We start from the raw sequence: 19,230 nt of genomic DNA, 5'->3' as shown, positions 1-19,230 counted from the left end.
GAAGTAGGGGATTCTCATGCGGACGAAGGGACTTGAACCCTTACGCCTTGCGGCACTAGATCCTAAGTCTAGCGCGTCTGCCGTTCCGCCACGTCCGCAAAACCTGCATGACCCAACTGGTTACCTGCGCCAGCATTCCAGTTGGAGCCCGCCCACCTATGCTAACCCAAGCCGGCTCTGGCTAACCCGGCAGCTGGGCAACAGCAACCTTCAGATCATCTGTGGCGTCCAGAACCACCCAACCTTGCCCCACCGCCCGCTTCCACAGCTCAAAGTGGAGGTGCGGCCCAGTTACCGCTCCGGTCGCCCCCACATAGCCGATGACGGATCCCCGCTCTACCACTTCCCCCGGTGTTACAGCAACTTCGGACATGTGGCCATAGCGAGTGCGCCGACCGCCGGCATGCTCCAGCACAACGGTGATCCCTAGACCCCCCAGGGATCCCGAAGTGACCACCTTGCCGCTTAAAGAGGCCAAGATCGGCGTGCCCATGCTGGCCCCCAAATCCACTCCAGCATGAAACTCCGGCTCTCCGCGGATGGGGTGAATTCGCATGCCAAATCCAGAAGTAATCGGCACCGGGTGAGGTAGGGGGTAGAGCAGTCGTTCGTCACCTGCCGCCAGTTCAGGCAACCTTGGCGTTTGCGGTTCAGGAGCTTGGGGCTGGCTGGGATCCTCAATGCGAATCTCTTGGCCAGGGGCGAGGATGATGCGGCGACCGGAGCTGCGTTCCATCAGCACCACCGGCACCCCACTTTCAGGCTGAGCATGGGGAACCCGGTCATGGTTCTTCTGGGGCTCAATCACAATCTCACGGCCCATGACCGTCTCTGTGCGGGTTTCTGCCTCAAGGGTCGCAGGGCTGCCCTCTCGTAAAGGAATGGCTCCATCCAGCAGCAGGGCTGCTGCCCCAGGCGTGTCTAGGGCCGGTTCCACCATGGGCGGCGGGGGCAAAGGGGTTGGTTGGGTTTGGGCCAGCAGAGCAGTGGGATAAAACCAGAGCAGAGCCAGCCCCAGCTTCAGCCAAAAGCGCAGCCGCCGAGCTCGGGGGGAGAAAAGGCGCGCTGCCATAACCCAAAGCTTCATCACCGAGTTCAACACAGGCCACATAAAAAACACAAGAGAAATTACAGGCTATCGCCCGCCGGCATGTGATAGCTCAAGCGAACTTGGTCGGGTGTAAGCGTCCGGATGGATTGCTGCTGTTGCAGATGTCGCTCCCCTTGTGTTTGTACTCGCACCCTTCCATCCTCGGCAAGGCCCAAGATCGTGAGGCTAGTCCCCCTTTCGAGCCATTGGACTTGCGGCTTGACCATCCAGGCTTCGTACTCTGAGCGAACGGGGGCAAATCCCCCTTGCAACCAGACGTGGAATCCCTGCTCCATCCCCTGCAGAACCCAGCCGGCAATCTCGGTGCGGTCGAGTGAGCGGTGCAGAGGGGATCCCAAAATTTGGGCTAAGGTGATTGCCCCAATGGGAACGGGGTTGTTGACATTCACCCCCACACCGGCCACCAACCCCAGCAGTTGCCCGCCCCCCCCAAAGCGGCTTTGCACCAGGATCCCCCCCAGCTTGAGCAGAGAATCCGGGCGCTGCTCGTCCACCACCACCAAATCGTTGGGCCATTTCAGCCGCAGCGGGATCCCAAGGTTTTGCCGTAAGCAGCCCGCAATGCCCCAGCCCAAGGCCAGGGTCAGTTCCAGCAGCGAGTGATGCAAAGGCGGGGATCCCAGCCAAACGGACAGGTATAGTCCCCCCGGCTGCGAGTGCCACACCCGCCCATGTTGACCTTGCCCAGCCCGTTGGCGGGTGCTGACCAAAACTGTGCCCACTGGCAGCGGCTGTGGGAACCGACGGCCCCAGTCCAAGAGCAGCCGATTGGTGGAATCGGTCACCGCCACCTGCAGCAGATGGCGGCCCCACCGGCCCGTTCGGGATCCCAGCCGCGAGGGGGAAAGCATCTCCGTCCGGGATCAGCTCAACACAATATCTTCCGCCGGACGCTGGGCCAGCCGCTTGAGGTTTTGGTAGCGCAACATGTCCAGCAGATCATTGCCCGAGCGCCCCTCCAGACGGGCCTCCACATGCAGCGCCTGCCCTAGGGCCTCCACCGCCTGCAGCCGCGGGATCCCGCGCAACACCAGGCGATCCACCGCATAGGCGTCGGCAGCCAACAGACGGCGGTCATTGGTTTGGTCGCGGCGCAACTGCCAGAGGGCCAAGCCACTCAAACCACCCGAAACGGTTGCCCCCACGGGATCCTGTTGTACGGCCTCGAAGATCAAGCTCAACCCCCCCAGAGCTGCTATGGCCAGGTAAAAGTCGATCTGCCGCGACACCGCCCGACTGTAGTAGCCCACCTTGTGCAGGAACAGCCCCGCCCGCTGCAGGGGGGTAAATTGCCGCCACTCGTAGGGCTTGATGAACAGCCGCATCTGCCGTTCCCAGGGCATTTGCCGACGGCCTTTGATCACCACCGTTTGCCGTTCCGAGGCGGGCAAGATCTTCACACTCTCCCGCATACTGGCTGGCAGCAGATCCAACAGGCGCTCAATCTCCGCCTGATCCAGAACGTAGTTTTCGTAGCCGTAGTATTCCGAGTTCATGCCGGGCCTGCTCCTCAGCTTAGTCCCATCGCCTGACGCATCTCTCGCACCGCCCGATCCAGCCCCACCAGCACCGCTCGACTGATAATGCTGTGGCCGATGTTCAGCTCCTCCATGCCAGGGATCCGCGCCACTGGGCCGACATTCCAGTAAGTAAGACCATGTCCCGCATTCACCCGCAAGCCCAGCTGAAGAGCCTGTTGGCTGGCCTTTTCCAGGTGGTCAAGTTCCACCTGCCGCTGAGCTGCGGATGAGGCTTCTGCATAGCGCCCCGTGTGGAGCTCCACCCAGCGGGCTCCCACTTGGGCAGCAGCGGCAATTTGGGTCGGATCTGGGTCGATAAACAAGCTGACGGGAATGCCGGATCCCTGCAGTTGGCCGACCACATCCCTGAGGCGCGACACCTGCCCCGCCACATCCAACCCACCTTCGGTGGTGATTTCCTCCCGCCGCTCAGGAACCAAAGTGACGTAGTCAGGCTTAATCTCCAGGGCAATCGCCACCATCTCCTCGGTGGCTGCCATCTCTAAGTTGAGGTGGGTGCGCACAGTTTGCCGCAACAGCCGCACATCCCGATCTTGAATGTGACGGCGATCCTCGCGCAAGTGCACCGTAATGCCATCTGCCCCCGCCAGCTCGGCAATCACCGCTGCCGCTACCGGATCTGGCTCCACCGTGCGGCGTGCCTGTCGAAGGGTGGCAATGTGGTCGATGTTAACTCCAAGACTTAACAAGGCTTTACTGCTTTGGGTGTAGAGGAGAATACCCCTAGTATTACATTATTCAATTTACGCCGGTCAGATGAGCCAGGATGCCATGGGCCTCAGGCCGCGAGGGTGTAGGCTTTACTCTATGATCAGGTAGCGACGTCTCGCCTGTGCGGGATCCACTCCGGGCTTGCCATGACTGATCCAGATGCCTCTCTGGCGGTGGGACAACACTCCATTGTTGACCGGGCGCGAGTGCCGGCCTTAATTGCCCAGTACTTGCCGGTGGAGATCTGCATTTACTACCAAGTCGTCCCCTTGGCCCTGGATACCGACAGCCTCATCTTGGGCATGGTGGATCCCCAGGATTTGGCGGCGTTGGACTATGTGAGCAAAATGCTGGCCTATTCCCAGATTTCCGTCCAGCCAATCCCTCTCACCGCTCAGCAGCAGCAGGATTTAATTGCCTACTACTTCAGCCATCCCCCCGACCCGGCAGAGGTGGAGCGGCTGCGCCTCCAGGCCCAAGCCAACCGGGTGACTCGGGAGGTTCCTGCTCCTGCGGCGGGGCCCCCCACGCAGTTGAGGCCAACCCAGCCTCCGTCCGTCCCCGCCGACGAATCAGAAGAGACAGTGCAGCAGTTGCTCAACTCGATGCTGCGGCGGGCTTTGGATGAGAAAGCCGAGCAAATTTTCGTGGAGCCTCAAGAGGGGCCTTCTTGTCGAGTGCGCTACCGCCAGCAGGGGATTTTGCGGGATCTGTTCAAAGATCTCTCCGAGTCCATACGAGCGAAGTTGATCACCGCCATGAAGCGGATGATGGCGCTGGATCCGGAGTTGATCGGGGAGCCGCAGCAGGCAGAGGTGGAGCGGATGTACCGGGGGGAGCCACTGGTGTTGCAGTTGCGCATCATACCGCAGCGCTCCAAAAGTGGCCAGACTGCCGCCTCTAGAGAAGGGGCCATCTTGAGCATCCTGCGAGGGGAAGCTCTCCAGAAATATCAACAAGGCCAGAATAACCTCCGCGTCTCTGAGACCCTAGCTTTGGCCCAACAGACCTATCAACTGCTGCAACAATTGCAAAGTGCTCTCAGCAACACAGTTGACAAGCTTAAGCAGTACCCCAGTCCGCCGCGGAGCGACTGGCCACTGATGACGGAGGTGTTGGCAGCTATTCAAGCCCAAGCCCAGATGATCGCCATCCACCAGCAGGACTGGGAAAAACTCAATTCCGGCAGTTGACCCCCCAAAACCAGCCCCGAGCAACATCCCTTCAACGGGATCCCTCCCGCAGCAGCACCAAAATCACTCCGGCAATGATGCTGATGGTGGCACCGGCAATCAGGCTGGTGGCTAGACGTTCCAGCCGTTCCCCGATGGTTTGTGAGGTGTCGAACTTAAAAGTGAGCTTTTCGACATCACCTGAGAGCTTTTCGACATCGCCCGAGAGCTTTTCGACATCGCCCGAGAGCTTTTCAACCCGCTCCGAGAGTTTTTCGCTATCCCCTGAGAGCCGATCGATCCGCCTCAAAACTTCCTCTTGTTGTTGGGTGAGACGAGCTATTGCTTGGCTATTGGCCTCGACCAGGCGCTCGACTCGCTCTAGGCGCTCTTCTGTTGAAATCGTCATAGGGGCTAACAGTCGCGAGTACGGTACACCAGAATACCCATCCTATGCTATTGCCGGCTATTCGTCTCTCCGGCAGGGGTTTAATGGGAGGGCCTCCCATTCTGCTGCCCTGGATTGGGTGCGGTAATCTTGAGATCGTGAAGTCTTGTTCGTTAGCTTCCATGCCGTCAAAAGATCCAACTCCTCTGCCCAAGCCCCAGTCGCCATCAGGGGAAACCCCTGCCAGCTCGGGATCCCGCAGCTGGTGGCAGGCGCAACGGGAAAACCTTCTGACGGTGGTGCTGGCTCTGTTGCTGGCCTTCGGCATTCGCACCTTTGTGGCGGAGGCGCGTTGGATCCCCTCCGATTCGATGCTGCCCACTCTGGAAGAAGGGGATCGGCTGGTGGTGGAAAAGGTCAGCTACCGCTTTGGTTCGCCCAGACGAGGCGATATTATTGTTTTCAACCCTCCCGCCAAACTGAACTTCGACGGGGCCTACATCAAGCGGGTGATCGGCCTGCCGGGAGATCGCATTCGCATCGCCAACGGTGAGGTCATCATCAACGGGATCCCGCTGCGGGAAGACTACATCTATGCCCCCCCCGACTATTCTTGCCCTGGCGAGCGCTGTCCTGGAGTTCCCAATCAGGGATCCGAATTCGTGGTTCCTCCCCGCTCCTATTTTGTGATGGGGGATAACCGCAACGACAGCCAAGACTCCCATGTGTGGGGTTTCTTGCCGGAAGAAAACATCATCGGCAACACCATTTTTCGCTTTTGGCCCCCAAATCGCCTACACTTTTTCGCCCCGCCAGAATATCCTGAGCTTCTTCCAGAGGCCCAAGTGTTGGGCAACACAGCCCGGTAGAAAGCCAGCTTGACCCTGTCGGGACTGCTCAGTGCAGCCGCTCCAGCACATAGTCCACCATCTGAAACAAAGCACGACGCGCCGCAGAGTCCGGCAGGCTATACAGCGCTTCGGCAGCCCGCTGGGCGTAGTCGCGGGCCAACTGACGAGAGCGTGGGATCCCTTCGCTTTGATACACCCACTCCAGGGCCTGCTTCAGATCTTGCGGGTTGGACAGTTCCCTGAGAATGAGCTCTCGCATCTGGGGAAATTCCTCTAGGGCAAACAGAACGGGTGCAGTGAGGTTGCCCTGGATGAGGTCGGATCCCACAGGCTTGCCAAGCGTCTCTGCCGAAGCGGTGAAATCCAGCAGATCGTCGACAATCTGAAAAGCAATGCCCAGATCCCGCCCAAAATCGAACAGGCGATCCGCCACTTCCTCGCTAACCCCGCTCAGCAGGCCAGCAGCCTTGGAACTGCCGGACATGAGGGAGGCCGTTTTGTAGAAGCTCTTGGCCAGGTAGTCTTCCATCGACACATCCGGGTCGAAGCGGGTGAGGCTCTGGCGCACCTCTCCCTCCGGCAAATCCATGATTACTTTGGAAAGGAGCTTCACTACCTCCAGGTTGTCCAGATTGGCCAAGTACCAAGCAGCTTGGCCGAAGAGGTAATCCCCCGCCAGCACGGCTATCCGATTGTCGAAGAGGGTATTCACCGTATCGATGCCCCGTCGCACATCGGCAGCGTCGATGACATCGTCGTGAACCAGGCTGGCCGTGTGGATCATCTCAGTAATCTCTGCCAAGCGCCAATGCCGTGGGGTAATCTCTCCATCTGGAGTGGTGGCGCGGGCGATGAGGAGCACAATGGCTGGCCGGATCCCTTTCCCCCCCGCCGAAAACAGATGTTCGGCAGCCATGGCCAGGATGGGGTGCTTGGCACTGACCAACCGCGTCAGGTTCTGGCGTAAACGCTCCAGATCCGCTTCTACAGGGCCAAAGGGGGAGAGCACAGAGGTCATGGAGCCAAAGTATGAGAGGTTTTACAAAATTTCACATCTTTTTCTATTGTAGAGTACCCCATCGTTCTCGGGGAAAACCAAGCGGTATCATGCAGGCAGTCCTTTGCCCTTTTTATGTCGGATCCCGTCCCCCCACTTCGATCTCATTCCGTTCCACCGCTCCCTTCAGAACCCGATTGGGAGGAGGAGTGGGAGCTGGCGCTGGAAAAGCCGCCGCTGTCTGGGCGGGCCCAGCCTCACCATCATGATCCCCAGTCTCGGCGCAAGTTGACCAACCGCTTGGCTCGCATCGAAGGGCATGTGCGTGGGATCCGCTCCATGATCGAGCAGGATCAGCCCTGTCCAGATGTGCTGCTGCAAATTGCCGCCGTCAAGGGAGCGCTGGATCGGGTGGCGCGGCTGATTTTGGACGATCACATTCGCCACTGCATCCGCCATGCCATCGAGACCGGCAACATCGAAGTGGAGCTGGAAGAGTTGCAGCGGGCTCTGGATCGTTTTATCGGCTAGGTTTTGATGGTCATTTTGATTTAAACTAGGACACTGCACTCACACCTAAAACATTGGATGCACCAGTCTAGAAGGCTTTCTCAGTAGCCCAGGTGTATCACCCTAACCTGAAACGACCATATGATCTGACTCAATCTAGAAACCCCCCCTAGCTTGGTTCAAGGAAACACCAAGCCGGAGTGTTGATGCAGTGGCCAAGGCGGGTTGTCGTTATGCTACCCGCTACCCCAATGTCATTCAGAAGGTTGGGGGGAGGGCTGGGCATAGCGCTCCAGCAGGGATGCGCTTTTCAGTTGCCACTGCAGTCCCATGAAGGCCCAGTCGATAAACTCGTTGATCTCCTCAGCGCTGAACTGCATGGCTTTGCCGATCTCGAAAATTAGCTCCTCTTCTTTTTCCACCAGCTGGCTATTCACCACCGCCATTGCTGCCAAATCCCGCAGGATCAAGGCCCCCGCCGCGTTGCGCATGGGCGGGATCCCACTGATATCCAAAGGCGCACCTGTTTCATCCGCCAGATAGGTCTGGGCCAGTGGCGCTTCGATGCCTACCCCTTCTGCAATTTGCATAAAAAAAGAGGTTTCTTCTTCGTCCAACTGGCCATCCACTCGGGCCACCGCGATCAGGGCCTTGAGGTAGAGCTGGCGCTGCTCGTCTGTCAAATCGGCGTAGTTGATCATGGGAGTTGCTGCTGAGTGTAGGGTTTTCTCTTCAACTCTGCCATGAAGGTTGCCTTCCAAACCGGGGTCGGACATTTTCCAGTCAAGTTCCAGTCAAGCAGAAAATCGCTTAAAATAAAAAGCCTGTGTCTACCGGCCAAACGCCAAAGGCTCGGAGCGGGGCTCTGGAGCTTCAGCAGGCTTGGCGGGTCTAGGCGAACTCTTTTTTGGATTTTTTGGATCTTTACAGCTTGCGGAGCGTCCCCCAAGGAGTGGATACCCCATGGTCAAATTGCGGCTCAAGCGCTACGGAAAAAAGCGGCAACCCAGCTATCGCATCATCGCCATTGAAAGTAAAAGCCGCCGTGAAGCCCGTCCGCTAGAGGAACTGGGTTACTATAACCCGCGCACCAAGGAGACGGTTTTGCAAACGGCAGGCTTGCTGAAGTGGTTGCGTTGTGGCGCTCAGCCCACAGAGACCGTGGACAGTCTCCTCAAAAAGGCCGGCATCTACGAGATGTTGAAAGCAGGGGAAGGGGGAGTGGTAGCCTCGATTCGCATCCCGGCCATGGCCAAGCCTGAAGCTGGGATCCCTGAGGCGGCAGAAGAGGCCCCTGCAACAGAATCCGTGGCCGAGGCTGAGGTCGCCGATGTTCCCGAGTCTGAATTGAGCGAAGCTGCCACCGAGACAGCAGCGGCAGAATTAAGTCCTCCAGAAGCTGAAGTTGAAAAGCCTCAGGTTGAGGAAGCGGTTGAGGCCTAGGGTCGGCTAAGCTTGGCTTGGCCAGTTGTTCCCTCCTGTCGTCTAGCTCTCTATGCCAGACTACAAGGCTCTCGCCCATCTTTTGATCGAACCGCTGCTCAGCAGCGCCTCTCTTCAAATGGATGTGGAAACCACCTGTGGCGGGCGAAAGGTATGGCTGCGGCTGGCCTTTGACCCGAAGGATCGGGGGCGGGTATTCGGGCGGGGCGGGCGCACCCTGCAAGCGATTCGACAGGTGATGATGGCCGCAGCTCAGTTGGCAGGTCAATCTCTGTACATCGATATCTACGGAGAGGCGGGAGAGCGGAATCGGGAGGAGCGGGAATGAGCCAAATTCTCACCTTTCTGGGCAAGGGGGGCGCAGGTCGGAGCACCTTGGCCGTGGCGGCAGCTCGGGCCGCAGCCCAGCAGGGGCGGCGGGTGCTGTTGGTGGGCCATCAGGCGGGGCCGGGGCTGGAAATGCTTTTGGGCGGGATCCCGCTTTCCGGCGAGCCGGTGACCATTGCTGCCAACTTGAGCGTGGTGCAGTTGCGGACAACCCAGCTGCTGGAGCAGTTCTGGACGGCGGCCAAAGAGCTGGAAGCCCGATACGTGCGCACCCCCTTTTTCCGGGAGATCTACGGCCAGGAACTGGGGGTGTTGCCGGGCATGGATCAGGCCCTGGCCCTGGAAGCTCTGCGCCGTTACGATGCCAGCGGCCAATACGACTGCATTCTCTACGATGGGCCAGGGGATCTGACCACCTTGCGGGCCTTTGGGATCCCGGAGGTGGCCAGTTGGTACTGGCGGCGAGCCTCCCAAGCTTTTTTGGGATCCGACTTGGCCAAAACCCTGCGACCCTTTGCCGAGCCCTTGTTGCGTTCGGTAAGCACCGTGGAATTTTCCTCCCTGGAGGATCTGCCAGAGCGGTTGGGGGGCATGACCAACCTTTTGGAGCAGGGACGACAGGCTATTGCCAATCCGCGCCGTGTGCTGGCCCACCTGGTGACCACCCCAGACCCGATGGCCGTGCAAACCGCCCGTTACCTTTGGGGGAGCGCTCAGATGGTAGGGCTGACGGTGGGTGGCCTCTGGGTCACCCCTCTGGCTCCGGGGGAGGTCTCGGCCGCCGATTTTTTCCCGCTGACAGTACGGACGCTCCCCCTGCGTCAGGGATCCGATTGGTCGGCTTTGGAAGCAGCGGTGGGGGGGATGTTCGCTGTGCCGGATGTGCCGCCGCCCGTGGCCATCGACGAGGGAGCCCGTACAGTCAAGCTGTTTATTCCCGGCTTCAGCAAGGCCCAAATCGAGCTGAGCCAGTCAGGCCCGGAGCTGACCATTACCGCCGGGGATCAGCGGCGCAACTTGTTCTTGCCCCCCAGCTTGGCGGGTCGGCAGGTGACCGGGGCCAAGTTTCAAGAACCCTTCCTGGTCATCAGCTTCGGCTAAAACGATCCCCAGGTGTTCCCCTCTGTTCGCGTTAGCGGTATGGAGTCCTCGGGAGAGAGCGATGTTGGCCAAACGGATCATTCCCTGTCTGGATGTGGCGGCAGGGCGGGTGGTGAAAGGGATCCAGTTTGTGCAATTGCGGGATGCCGGGGATCCGGTAGAGCTGGCCCAGGCTTACGATCAGGCAGGAGCCGATGAGCTGGTCTTTTTGGACATCACCGCCACCCACGAAGAGCGGGAGATTTTGTTGGAAGTGGTGCGGCGCACCGCAGAGCAGGTGTTCATTCCCCTCACGGTGGGAGGAGGGATCCGCGATCTGGAGGGGATCCGGCAACTGCTGCGGGCCGGGGCAGACAAGGTCAGCCTCAATTCGGCGGCGGTCAGGGATCCGGATTTGGTGACTCAAGCCAGCCGCTGGTTTGGATCCCAGTGCATTGTGGTGGCCATCGACGCTCGCGCCAAACCGCAGGGAGGGAGATGGGAAGTGTACGTGCGCGGGGGGAGGCAGCCGACGGGGCTAGACGCGGTGGAGTGGGCCAAAACCGTGGCCGAGCGGGGGGCAGGGGAGATCTTGCTCACCAGCATGGACGCCGATGGCACTCAAGCAGGCTATGACCTGGAGCTAACCCGGCGGGTGGTGGATGCGGTGTCGGTGCCGGTGATCGCCTCTGGGGGTGCAGGAGCGTGTGCCCACATCCGCCAGGCTCTGCAGGAAGCGGGAGCAGAAGCAGCGCTGTTGGCTTCTCTGTTGCACTACGGCCAGTTAACGATTGCCCAAATCAAAGCCGACTTGGCCGCCCACGGCATTCCGGTGCGTTGCTAACTCTGCGAGGGATCCTATGCAAGCTCAGGATCTGGCCGCTCTCTTGCCCAAGGTAAGTCGGCTGGCGGAGGCGGCAGGACAGGCTATTTTGCCCATCTACAGACAGGAGCAGCTTCAGGTAAGGGCCAAGGCGGATGCCTCTCCCCTTACAGAGGCGGATCTGGCCTCCCACCACCTGATCCTGCAGGGCCTGCAAGAGTTGACCCCAGGGATCCCGGTGCTCTCGGAAGAATCGGGCGGGATTCCTTACCCAGAGCGGCAACAGTGGGAGCGGTTTTGGCTGGTGGATCCCTTGGATGGCACGCGCGAGTTTATCGGAGGCAGCGGCCAGTTCACCGTCAACATTGCCCTTGTCGAGGCGGGGATCCCCATCTTGGGAGCTGTCCACGCCCCAGCTCTCGGCCTCACCTACAAAGCTGCCCAAAAGCTGGGGGCCTACAAAGGCGATGAGCGCATCTGGGCCCGCCCGCCCGCCCAGGCCCCTTGGCAGGTGGTGGCCAGCCGTTCCCACAGCAACCCGGAGACGGAGCAGTTCCTCGAGCGGCTGCGGCAGCGCTGTGGCTCTCTGGAAGTGAAGTCTGTGGGCAGTGCCCTAAAGCTTTGCCTTGTGGCCGAAGGATCTGCCCATCTCTACCCTCGCTTCGGCCCCACCATGGAGTGGGATACTGCCGCTGCCCAGTGCATTGTGGAGCAGGCGGGGGGAAGGGTTACCGATCTGGCAGGGGATCCCTTGCGCTACAACAAGCCCGACCTGCACAACCCGCCCTTTGTAGCGGCTGCCGAAGGCATGGCCCAACTGTGGCAGAACCTGATCCCCTGAGCGAAGCTCCGGCTACATGCCCATCTCCGTAGGGTTAAAGCCATCCGGGAACTTGGTGTACTCGTCGTAGAGGGCACCGCGGAAATGGGTGTTGGTGATGATGGCTCCGCGCAGATCGGCCCCAATCCGCAGATCGGCTCGGTTCAGCTCGGCTTCGCTGAGGTCGGCCCTGAGCAGCTTGGCTCGGTAGAGGTTGGCCCCCCGCAAGTCTGCCTTCACCAACTTAGCCCCAATCAGGTTCACCCGTCGCAGCTTGGCTCCGCGCAGGTCGGCTCCCGAGAGATCTGCTCCCGACAAATCCGCCTCGCGCAAATCTGCCCCACTCAAGTCGGTATCCCGTAGGATAATGCCCTTCAAATTCGCGCCACTCAACTGCGCTCCACTCAGGTTGGAGCCCGAAAAATCCCGTTGGCCAGACGCATAAGCCTGCAACAGTTGCTTGGCATCCAAGAGAGGCTTGATACTTGCTGTTGTCATCGCTGTTTGTTCTCTCACAAAACCGTAGGCAAACTAACCTCAGCCCTGCCGGAAGCAGGCTGTGACCCTTTCGCAGGTTGATTACCCTCTGGGGATCCCTGGCACTCGAGGTGGAACGCTTTACCGACAAACCTTGCCCCCCTGGCCGGCAGAAGGGCTGTCAGAGTTCTTGTTGGTTAGCTTACCACCCCCCGGCCCAAACTCAGCCCGGCAAGCCTTGAGAGTCGGAGGAGAGCGACATTCCGCCTGTTAGAGCTGGTCAATCTCCTTGCGCAAATTTTCCAACTCCAGATCGACCTCGCTCTCACTTGCGGTGGAAGGTTGGCCTGAGGACTTTGACCCTCCAGAGGGCAACTGACCCTGGATCGACGCCTTGAGCATCAGCAGCTCGTGATCTACATCCGAGCCACCCGCCTCCAAAGCGGCAAACTGGTTTTCCAAATTGTCCACCGCCAGCTCGGCCACTGCCGCCGACTGGGCCTCCAGGGAGTTCACCTTCTCCTCCATACGCTCAAAAGCAGCAAAGGCGCTTGTGGCGTCCACCCGCCCGATAACCTGATTGATTTGCTGGGAAGCCTTGGCGGCGCGGGCGCGAGCGATGAGCATGTCCTTTTTGGTCTTGGCCTCAGCGATCTTGCTCTCCAGCTTGGTCATGTTGGACTTCAGGATCTCCACCTGCTTAGTCTGCTCATCCAACTGCCGCTTCAGGCTTTGGGCAGTCTCGGCAAAGGTTTTCTTGCGCACCAGCGCTTCCCGAGCCAAAGCTTCGTTGTTGTTGCGCAGGGCCAACTCGGCGCGTCTTTGCCACTCATCAACACTCTGCTGTGCTTGCTCATACTGCCGCTCTATCCGCTTCTGGGCAGCAATGGCCTGGGCAACCGCTTGCCGCATCTGGTAGTGATCCTCAGACATGTCCTGAATAGTCTGGTTCAGGATTTTCTCCGGATCCTCGGCGCTGCTGACCAGCGCATTGATATTGGATCTAATGATTCGGCTGACCCGATCGAACAATCCCATCGGTTGCTTCCCCCTCTAGCGGTCTGACCTAATGCTACCCTTGCTGCTCTGATGCCTTCCAGTGCTTCTACTCCAGTATAGGGATCCATAGGGCTCCGCTGAAAAAAGCTGTAACGTTCTCTTGCCCCAATACCCTCCAGAGCCGATAATGCTTGCTTAACTTCGTTTGCTGACCGACAATCCCTGTTCTCTGATCGGGGCCATCCGCAGGTCGAAACGAAGTTGAGTTTGGCCAGTGTTGTTGGGAGTTCTCCGCCCCAGGTTCACGATTCAGGAGAGGGATCCGTGGCTCAGCGCCCGATTATTCTGGGTATTGTTGGTGATAGTGCTGCTGGGAAGACCACCCTTACCCGCGGCATTGCCCAAGTCTTGGGGGAAGAAAACGTCACTGTCATCTGCACCGACGACTACCACCGCTACGACCGCAAACAACGCGCTGAACTGGGGATTACAGCCCTCCATCCCGACTGCAACTACCTGGATATCGTTCAGCAGCACCTGACGCTCTTGCGCACCGGCCAGCCGATCCTAAAGCCCGTCTATAACCACAGCACCGGCACCTTTGACCCGCCAGAGTATGTCAAGCCCAACAAATACGTGATTGTCGAAGGGCTGCTGGGCTACTTTACCCGTGGTATGCGGGATAGCTACGATGTCAAGGTTTATTTGGCTCCCCCAGAACATTTACGAGCCCTTTGGAAGATTAAGCGGGACACCCGCAAGCGCGGATATACCGAAGAGCAAGTGCGAGAAGAGCTCAAAAAGCGCGAACCCGACTCAGAGGCTTTTATTCGTCCACAGCGCCAATGGGCCGATGTAGTGGTCACCTTTTACCCGCCCCAAGAGGGATCCAACCAAGACGAGGTATTGCTGAATGCACGCTTGGTGCTGCGCCCCACCATTCCTCACCCAGATTTTTGGCAAATCCTCAATGCCCGCGACAATCACCTTAGCTCTGCCATTCGTTTGGATTTGGATCGGGATATGGGCAAGCCCGTCGATGTTTTGCAGATTGATGCCCATGCTACGGCCAGCCAAGTGATTGAGCTGGAGCGGATGCTCTGCAACGAAATCCCTTACCTGGGCAAGTTCTGTAGCTTAGAGGGAAACCCCAACATCGGCCAGTTGATCGGCACCACCGGCGAGCTGCTCCAGAGCTATCCCCTGGCTTTGACTCAATTGCTGATCACCTACCACATGCTAAAAGCGGCCCATATCTACCAGTAGAATCCGTGGCGGCGAGGAATCCCCAGTTTCACAGGATCTGCAGGGGAGGGCTAGGCTCAGCACTGTAACCTGATCCTGGAGCAAACCTTTGTCAGCTTCTGCCAAAGACATGGGCTGTGCTGGAATTGAACCAGCGGCTCCCACCGTGTCAAGGTGGTACTCTACCACTGAGTTAACAGCCCCTACGAGCGATGCCGCTGTGCATCTGTCTGAAGGCCGGAAACAAATAATATCACATCTTAACCTGTCCCATTGGGGTCAACCTAGGTGGAGAGTGGACAGGTGCCCTATTTCAAATCAAAAAGGGGATCCGGTCAGCAACTGGTAGTGCAACACCTGGGGTGGGCGAGCAAAGTAGGGCCCGATGAGGGCACGCCAGCGGACAAAGTTTTCCGATTGGCGAAAGTTGACCAGATGGGCCTCTAGGGATCCCCACTGAACGAGCAGTAGGTATTGCTGAGGGTGCTCCAGACAGCGCTGCAGTTGGTGCCCTTGGTAGCCGTCGGTCTGCTGCAAATAGATGAAAGCTTGAGCGATGGCGGCTTCAAAGGCGGCTTCAGAGCCGGGGGTAATTTCAAACTGAGCCACCTCAAGGATGGAGGAAGCAGTCATGGGTTAGGTATGCAGGCCGCATTCGGTTTTGCTTGTGCCCTTCCAGCGTCCAGAGCGGGGATCCGCCCCTGGCTCAACAGGCGCAGTGCAGTGGAGGCAGCCGATACTGGGGTAGTGGCGATCGTGCAGGGGGTTGTAAGGGATCCCGTGGTCAAGGATGTATTTCCAAACTTGGCCATTTGTCCAGTCAGCCAGCGGGTTGAGTTTGAGGCGGTTGCGCTTGCCGTCCCACTGCACCTTGCCGATATCGGCGCGGGTGGGGGATTGTTCCCGACGCATCCCTGTAATCCAAGTGGTGCAACCGGCCAGAGCACGATTCAAGGGCTCCACCTTGCGGATGTTGCAGCAGAGGTCGGGGTTAGAGCGATACAGTTCTGGCCCGTATTGAGCTGCCTGCTCTTCCGGGGTAAGCAAGGGCTTGAAGATCTGCAGTTGCAAGTGGGGGTAGCGCGCCAACACCTGCTCCCGCAGTTGTAGGGTTTCCGGGAAGTGAAAATCGGTGTCCAGAAAAAAAGCGCGAACACGGGGGTTAATCGCCGTGAGCAGATCGATCAGCACTAGGTCTTCCGGGCCAAAGCTACAGGCCAGCACCAGCCCATCTCCAAATTCTTCAACCGCCCAGGTGAGCAGGTCGCTTGCCGACAAAGGCTCAAACCGTTCGCTCAGGGACGCCACTTGAGGTTGATACTGCTCCCGCAGCGCTTGAGCCGCCAGCTCCCAGCGGCTAGAAGGAGAAAGGCTTGCTGTCATAGGGGGAAGACACCGAACTCGACGATTTTTGCTTTTTTTAATCTACACTAATTCGGTCAAGCTTTAGGGGTTTTGATTACCAGGCGGCAGCGGGCAGAGGGAGAGAGCGGGATCCCTTGGCCCGGAGAGGGATTTGTCCCCAGCGATCCCGTCGGATCCCCATCACCAAGCCGTGCCAGAGGGGGCTGGGATCCAATGCCGGCAACTTAACCCAGTGGTAGCGCAACACCCCTCGCCGTGGGTTCACCTCCAGCTCAAACACCCGCAGAGCCGAAACCGGCCCCACCAGAGGAGGTGCTGTCAGGTAGGGGATCCCATCGCGGACATACACCTTCGGCACATGCAGGTGGCCACTCAGCACCGCCACCACCCGTCCGTGACGGGCCAAGAGAGCGTGTAGCGCCGAGGCTGGTTCGCTGAGGAGCCGGTACTTGCGAAACAAAACCGCGTCCATTTGAGTGGGAGCAATGAAGGGCGGCTGATGGATCAGCAGGATCAGCCATTCTTCCGGCACCGTTTGCAGATGTTCGCCCAGCCAGTGCAGTTGGGAGGGGCGGAGCACGCCCTGAGGCAAAGGGAAGCGTCCCAGGCTGGCGTCGAGGGCAATCAAGCGGATCCCGGGCAGAGGGGAAAGGCTGTAATCGACGTAACCGGTGGGAGCCGGGGACAGGGGAAATTGGCTTTGGCACCAACGGATAAACTGATCCCGGTTGAAGCGTCCCTTTCTCCCTAGGGTGTCGATATCGTGGTTGCCCAGGCTGAGGTAATAGGGCACCCGCAGTTGGGCAACAATCTCCTGGAAAGATTGAAAGCTCTCCGGATCCGCTTGATCCACCAAATCCCCGGTAAACACCACGAAGTGCAGATCGGGCACCTGGTTGAGATGGGCAACGGCGGCTTCCAACTGGCGGCGGGGGGAATCGGACATCCACCAACAGCGGCACCCCGTCTCGGGCATCAGGTGGACATCTGAGACTTGAGCAAAGCAAATGCGTTGGGTTGCCATTGTTTAGGTACTTATTCACACCTCACGCCCGCATCATAGTCAATGAGGGGCCGGGGGGCTATGGGCTTCTCTTAACCTCAGCTGGGAGCCATCGGCAACTGGGGCACAGGTAGGGCTGTGAAAGGGGCGCGCAGACTGGTCAAATTGGTCTGAGAGGGTTTCCCAGGCTGTCACCCCCAACTTTTCTCCCAGCAGGATGGATTGAATGGATCGATGAGTAGCAAAGCGGTCTGTACCCTTTGCTCCATCCCATACTTCCCGGCTCTGGAAAACTGCCGGATACAGCGCTTCAACACCGACCACATCCCCTCAATCCGATTCAACTTTGGTGTATACACAGGCAAGGGAGATTGGGTCGCCAAAATCCGGTTTACCCCCTTGCCCATCAAGCCGTGGGATCCAACCGCATCAACACCTGCCCAAACTCCACCGATTGCCCATTGCTCACCAAAATCTCGGTCACCACGCCTGCCGCTTCGGCCTCGATCTCGTTCATCAGCTTCATGGCCTCGATGATGCACAGGGTTTGGCCCTTGTTCACCCGTTGGCCAACCCGCACAAAGTCAGGTTCACCTGGAGCTGGGGCGCTGTAGAAAGTGCCCACCATTGGTGACGTCACGTCTATCCAATGGCTGGGGGTGGATTTGGGAGCAGTGGGAGGAGGGGGCGCTTCTGCAGGAGCAGGAGGAGGCGCAGAGGAGACAATAACCGGACTGGCGGGGGTGGAGGAGAGCTCAGTCGGGATCCCTTTGCGCAAGGTGAGGCGAAAATCTTTGAACTCCAGAGTTAGCTCGGTAACATCGCTCTCTTGCAGAGCGGCCAGGAGAAGACGAATTTCCTGCCAATTGACAACATCCAAGGGAAGGTTCACTCCTGATGCATCACCTGTCCACAACAGAAATCCATAACCGAAAAGGAGAGGGAGAACTCACTCCCGGCCCAGATAGGTGTCGGTGCGGGTATCGACCCGAATCCGTTCTCCAACCTTGATGAACAAAGGCACCTGGATCTCAGCACCGGTCTCCAGCTTGGCCGGCTTGGTTCCCCCAGTGGCGGTATCTCCTTTCACCCCTGGATCTGTTTCCACCACTTCCAGAACAACGGTGTTGGGCAGCTCCACATCGATCACCTGCCCATTCCAGCGCAAGATTGACACTTGCATGTTTTCTTTCAGATATTTCACGGCGGAGCCAATTTGGGCGGCGGTAATTGGAGCCTGCTCATAGGTCTCCATGTCCATAAACACCAAGTTGTTCCCTTCCGCGTAGAGATACTGCATCTCGACTTTTTCGATGGTGGCTGCGGGCAGGGTTTCACCGGCGCGGAAGGTTTTCTCCACAACGTTGCCAGTCTGCATGTTTTTGAGCTTAGTGCGCACAAAGGCTGCCCCCTTGCCGGGTTTCACATGCAGGAACTCGATCACCTTGTAGGGAGCTCCGTCAATTTCTACAGAGACGCCAGGGCGCAAATCGTTGCTTGAGATCATGTCAGCAGAGGGATCCGTTGCTTAGACTTCCCAATCTTACCGTGACGATGGGGCACTCCGTTCGCGCTGGGGAGGCGGAGTCCGATTCAGCCCTCTGAGATCAATCGGGGGCTGGCGACCGTAGAGGGGCAGCACCTCCTGCCACTGAGGGCGCAATCCGGCCCGAAAATCGGCGCGGGCCAATTCTGCCAACGCCACCACAGGTGCAGAATCCACAAAATCGGCGGCATTCACGGATAGAGCTTGCGGCCACTGTCGGAGAGTTGCCTGCCAAGCCTCTTCCTCCCAGAGCCGATCGGCCACTTCTGCAGCGACACCCTCTTCTGTCACCCGATATACGCCGCCATACCACTCTTCTCGTTTGGCGTCCATCTGCACCGCCACCGTCAAGGGCTGGGGCGGGGATCCCTGCCAGATCCACACATGGCGGGCTAGGACGGCCAAAGCCGAGTAGCCAAACACGGGAATGCCCAGTTGCTGGCCCAGCAGACGGGCCACGCTCACCCCCAAACGGCTGCCCGTAAAGCTGCCCGGCCCCAAAGCTACAGCGATCCCAGCTATCTGCGACCAAGCCTGACCGGCCAAGAAGACTTTCAAGCAGGGGTGCAACTGCGCTGCCATCTCCCGATCCAGCCACCAGCTCTGACTGCGGGTTTCTCCCAACCCTGGCTCCAACGGCAGCAGGGCCAGGCCCAAAACGGGCGTGGTGGTGTGGATCCCTAAAATCCAGCGGACAAGCGACATGGCCTCTCTCAGGATCAAAAAAGGTAGTTGACGAAACTTAACGGATGTTTTAAGTTTAGGTTGTCAATCTTCGCGCTTCCTTAGGGAAGTTTGTCCTCATGACTACTGTTATCCAA

Annotated in this window: 24 protein-coding genes and 2 tRNA genes; 9 read left to right on the top strand and 17 right to left on the bottom strand. The window is 58.9% G+C overall.

What is annotated here, in order from left to right; translation table 11 throughout:
• Positions 1-17: 17 nt before the first annotated feature.
• The 5 genes from ACVWYY_RS13455 to ACVWYY_RS13435 all read right to left on the bottom strand — a co-directional run bounded on the left by ACVWYY_RS13455 (position 18) and on the right by ACVWYY_RS13435 (position 3,341).
• A tRNA-Leu gene (locus tag ACVWYY_RS13455) sits at positions 18-98 on the bottom strand.
• An 83-nt stretch (positions 99-181) separates the two neighbouring features.
• Positions 182-1,087, bottom strand: coding sequence for a M23 family metallopeptidase (locus ACVWYY_RS13450; RefSeq protein WP_457440818.1), 906 nt, complete (start codon positions 1,085-1,087; stop codon positions 182-184).
• Between the two features lie 41 nt (positions 1,088-1,128).
• Positions 1,129-1,962 (bottom strand): biotin--[acetyl-CoA-carboxylase] ligase, encoded by an 834-nt coding sequence (locus ACVWYY_RS13445; RefSeq protein ID WP_457440816.1) that lies wholly within the window; start codon positions 1,960-1,962, stop codon positions 1,129-1,131.
• Between the two features lie 12 nt (positions 1,963-1,974).
• On the bottom strand, positions 1,975-2,607 hold the full coding sequence (locus ACVWYY_RS13440; RefSeq protein WP_011432111.1) for a DUF3318 domain-containing protein: 633 nt from the start codon (positions 2,605-2,607) through the stop codon (positions 1,975-1,977).
• Positions 2,608-2,621: 14 nt separating this feature from the next.
• A complete protein-coding gene (locus tag ACVWYY_RS13435) occupies positions 2,622-3,341 on the bottom strand; it encodes a pyridoxine 5'-phosphate synthase (protein WP_414383724.1) in 720 nt (239 codons plus the stop codon).
• A 168-nt stretch (positions 3,342-3,509) separates the two neighbouring features.
• On the opposite strand from ACVWYY_RS13435, the gene ACVWYY_RS13430 reads away from it, so the two are divergent.
• A complete protein-coding gene (locus tag ACVWYY_RS13430) occupies positions 3,510-4,556 on the top strand; it encodes an ATPase, T2SS/T4P/T4SS family (protein ID WP_457440814.1) in 1,047 nt (348 codons plus the stop codon).
• 31 nt (positions 4,557-4,587) lie between these two features.
• Here the strand turns inward: ACVWYY_RS13430 and ACVWYY_RS13425 are convergent, their stop codons facing one another.
• Positions 4,588-4,944, bottom strand: coding sequence for a hypothetical protein (locus ACVWYY_RS13425; protein WP_011432108.1), 357 nt, complete (start codon positions 4,942-4,944; stop codon positions 4,588-4,590).
• A gap of 161 nt (positions 4,945-5,105) precedes the next feature.
• Here ACVWYY_RS13425 and lepB point away from each other — a divergent pair, with 161 nt between their 5' ends.
• Positions 5,106-5,792, top strand: a complete 687-nt coding sequence (gene lepB, locus ACVWYY_RS13420) for a signal peptidase I (protein ID WP_041436160.1) — start codon at positions 5,106-5,108, stop codon at positions 5,790-5,792.
• Positions 5,793-5,820: 28 nt separating this feature from the next.
• Here the strand turns inward: lepB and sds are convergent, their stop codons facing one another.
• Positions 5,821-6,792, bottom strand: a complete 972-nt coding sequence (gene sds / locus ACVWYY_RS13415; RefSeq protein WP_041436149.1) for a solanesyl diphosphate synthase — start codon at positions 6,790-6,792, stop codon at positions 5,821-5,823.
• 114 nt (positions 6,793-6,906) lie between these two features.
• On the opposite strand from sds, the gene ACVWYY_RS13410 reads away from it, so the two are divergent.
• Positions 6,907-7,302, top strand: coding sequence for a metal-sensing transcriptional repressor (locus ACVWYY_RS13410; protein ID WP_414341707.1), 396 nt, complete (start codon positions 6,907-6,909; stop codon positions 7,300-7,302).
• A 233-nt stretch (positions 7,303-7,535) separates the two neighbouring features.
• Here the strand turns inward: ACVWYY_RS13410 and ACVWYY_RS13405 are convergent, their stop codons facing one another.
• Positions 7,536-7,982 (bottom strand): TerB family tellurite resistance protein, encoded by a 447-nt coding sequence (locus ACVWYY_RS13405; protein ID WP_414375318.1) that lies wholly within the window; start codon positions 7,980-7,982, stop codon positions 7,536-7,538.
• 262 nt (positions 7,983-8,244) lie between these two features.
• On the opposite strand from ACVWYY_RS13405, the gene rpsP reads away from it, so the two are divergent.
• From rpsP to cysQ, 5 genes are all read left to right on the top strand, one after another.
• Positions 8,245-8,724 carry a 30S ribosomal protein S16 gene (gene rpsP, locus ACVWYY_RS13400; protein WP_011432103.1) on the top strand — a complete coding sequence of 160 codons (480 nt, stop codon included), beginning with the start codon at positions 8,245-8,247 and terminating at the stop codon, positions 8,722-8,724.
• Between the two features lie 52 nt (positions 8,725-8,776).
• On the top strand, positions 8,777-9,052 hold the full coding sequence (locus tag ACVWYY_RS13395; protein WP_011432102.1) for a KH domain-containing protein: 276 nt from the start codon (positions 8,777-8,779) through the stop codon (positions 9,050-9,052).
• On the top strand, positions 9,049-10,152 hold the full coding sequence (locus ACVWYY_RS13390) for a Get3/ArsA fold putative tail anchor-mediating ATPase NosAFP (RefSeq protein WP_457440811.1): 1,104 nt from the start codon (positions 9,049-9,051) through the stop codon (positions 10,150-10,152). The genes ACVWYY_RS13395 and ACVWYY_RS13390 overlap by 4 nt, the downstream gene beginning before the upstream one ends.
• Before the next feature lie 61 nt (positions 10,153-10,213).
• Positions 10,214-10,975, top strand: coding sequence for an imidazole glycerol phosphate synthase subunit HisF (hisF, locus tag ACVWYY_RS13385; RefSeq protein WP_457440809.1), 762 nt, complete (start codon positions 10,214-10,216; stop codon positions 10,973-10,975).
• Positions 10,976-10,991: 16 nt separating this feature from the next.
• Positions 10,992-11,795 (top strand): 3'(2'),5'-bisphosphate nucleotidase CysQ, encoded by an 804-nt coding sequence (gene cysQ / locus ACVWYY_RS13380; protein WP_457440807.1) that lies wholly within the window; start codon positions 10,992-10,994, stop codon positions 11,793-11,795.
• Between the two features lie 12 nt (positions 11,796-11,807).
• Here the strand turns inward: cysQ and ACVWYY_RS13375 are convergent, their stop codons facing one another.
• Together ACVWYY_RS13375 and ACVWYY_RS13370 are read right to left on the bottom strand one after the other, a co-directional pair.
• On the bottom strand, positions 11,808-12,272 hold the full coding sequence (locus ACVWYY_RS13375; RefSeq protein ID WP_457440805.1) for a pentapeptide repeat-containing protein: 465 nt from the start codon (positions 12,270-12,272) through the stop codon (positions 11,808-11,810).
• Between the two features lie 249 nt (positions 12,273-12,521).
• Complete coding sequence (locus tag ACVWYY_RS13370) at positions 12,522-13,289, bottom strand: PspA/IM30 family protein (protein ID WP_011432097.1); 768 nt, start codon at positions 13,287-13,289, stop codon at positions 12,522-12,524.
• Positions 13,290-13,574: 285 nt separating this feature from the next.
• Here ACVWYY_RS13370 and ACVWYY_RS13365 point away from each other — a divergent pair, with 285 nt between their 5' ends.
• A complete protein-coding gene (locus tag ACVWYY_RS13365) occupies positions 13,575-14,516 on the top strand; it encodes a phosphoribulokinase (RefSeq protein ID WP_457440803.1) in 942 nt (313 codons plus the stop codon).
• Between the two features lie 110 nt (positions 14,517-14,626).
• On the opposite strand, the gene ACVWYY_RS13360 is transcribed toward ACVWYY_RS13365, so the two are convergent.
• The 7 genes from ACVWYY_RS13360 to tsaB all read right to left on the bottom strand — a co-directional run bounded on the left by ACVWYY_RS13360 (position 14,627) and on the right by tsaB (position 19,114).
• Positions 14,627-14,698, bottom strand: a tRNA-Val gene (locus ACVWYY_RS13360).
• A gap of 115 nt (positions 14,699-14,813) precedes the next feature.
• Complete coding sequence (locus tag ACVWYY_RS13355; protein ID WP_414344235.1) at positions 14,814-15,128, bottom strand: antibiotic biosynthesis monooxygenase family protein; 315 nt, start codon at positions 15,126-15,128, stop codon at positions 14,814-14,816.
• Positions 15,129-15,131: 3 nt separating this feature from the next.
• A complete protein-coding gene (locus tag ACVWYY_RS13350; RefSeq protein ID WP_011432094.1) occupies positions 15,132-15,878 on the bottom strand; it encodes a phosphoadenylyl-sulfate reductase in 747 nt (248 codons plus the stop codon).
• A 76-nt stretch (positions 15,879-15,954) separates the two neighbouring features.
• The gene (locus ACVWYY_RS13345) at positions 15,955-16,884 is read right to left on the bottom strand and encodes a metallophosphoesterase family protein (protein WP_414419539.1); all 930 of its coding nucleotides are present in this window, start codon (positions 16,882-16,884) and stop codon (positions 15,955-15,957) included.
• A 385-nt stretch (positions 16,885-17,269) separates the two neighbouring features.
• Positions 17,270-17,743, bottom strand: a complete 474-nt coding sequence (accB, locus tag ACVWYY_RS13340; RefSeq protein WP_011432092.1) for an acetyl-CoA carboxylase biotin carboxyl carrier protein — start codon at positions 17,741-17,743, stop codon at positions 17,270-17,272.
• A 69-nt stretch (positions 17,744-17,812) separates the two neighbouring features.
• Positions 17,813-18,370 carry an elongation factor P gene (efp, locus tag ACVWYY_RS13335; RefSeq protein WP_011432091.1) on the bottom strand — a complete coding sequence of 186 codons (558 nt, stop codon included), beginning with the start codon at positions 18,368-18,370 and terminating at the stop codon, positions 17,813-17,815.
• Between the two features lie 36 nt (positions 18,371-18,406).
• Positions 18,407-19,114 (bottom strand): tRNA (adenosine(37)-N6)-threonylcarbamoyltransferase complex dimerization subunit type 1 TsaB, encoded by a 708-nt coding sequence (gene tsaB / locus ACVWYY_RS13330; RefSeq protein ID WP_457404173.1) that lies wholly within the window; start codon positions 19,112-19,114, stop codon positions 18,407-18,409.
• Positions 19,115-19,230 lie beyond the last annotated feature (116 nt).

It is taken from the genome of Thermostichus sp. MS-CIW-34 (genome assembly GCF_054060435.1).
Note: the sequence above shows the minus strand (reverse complement) of the source record. Positions and strands in the feature narration are given on the sequence as shown.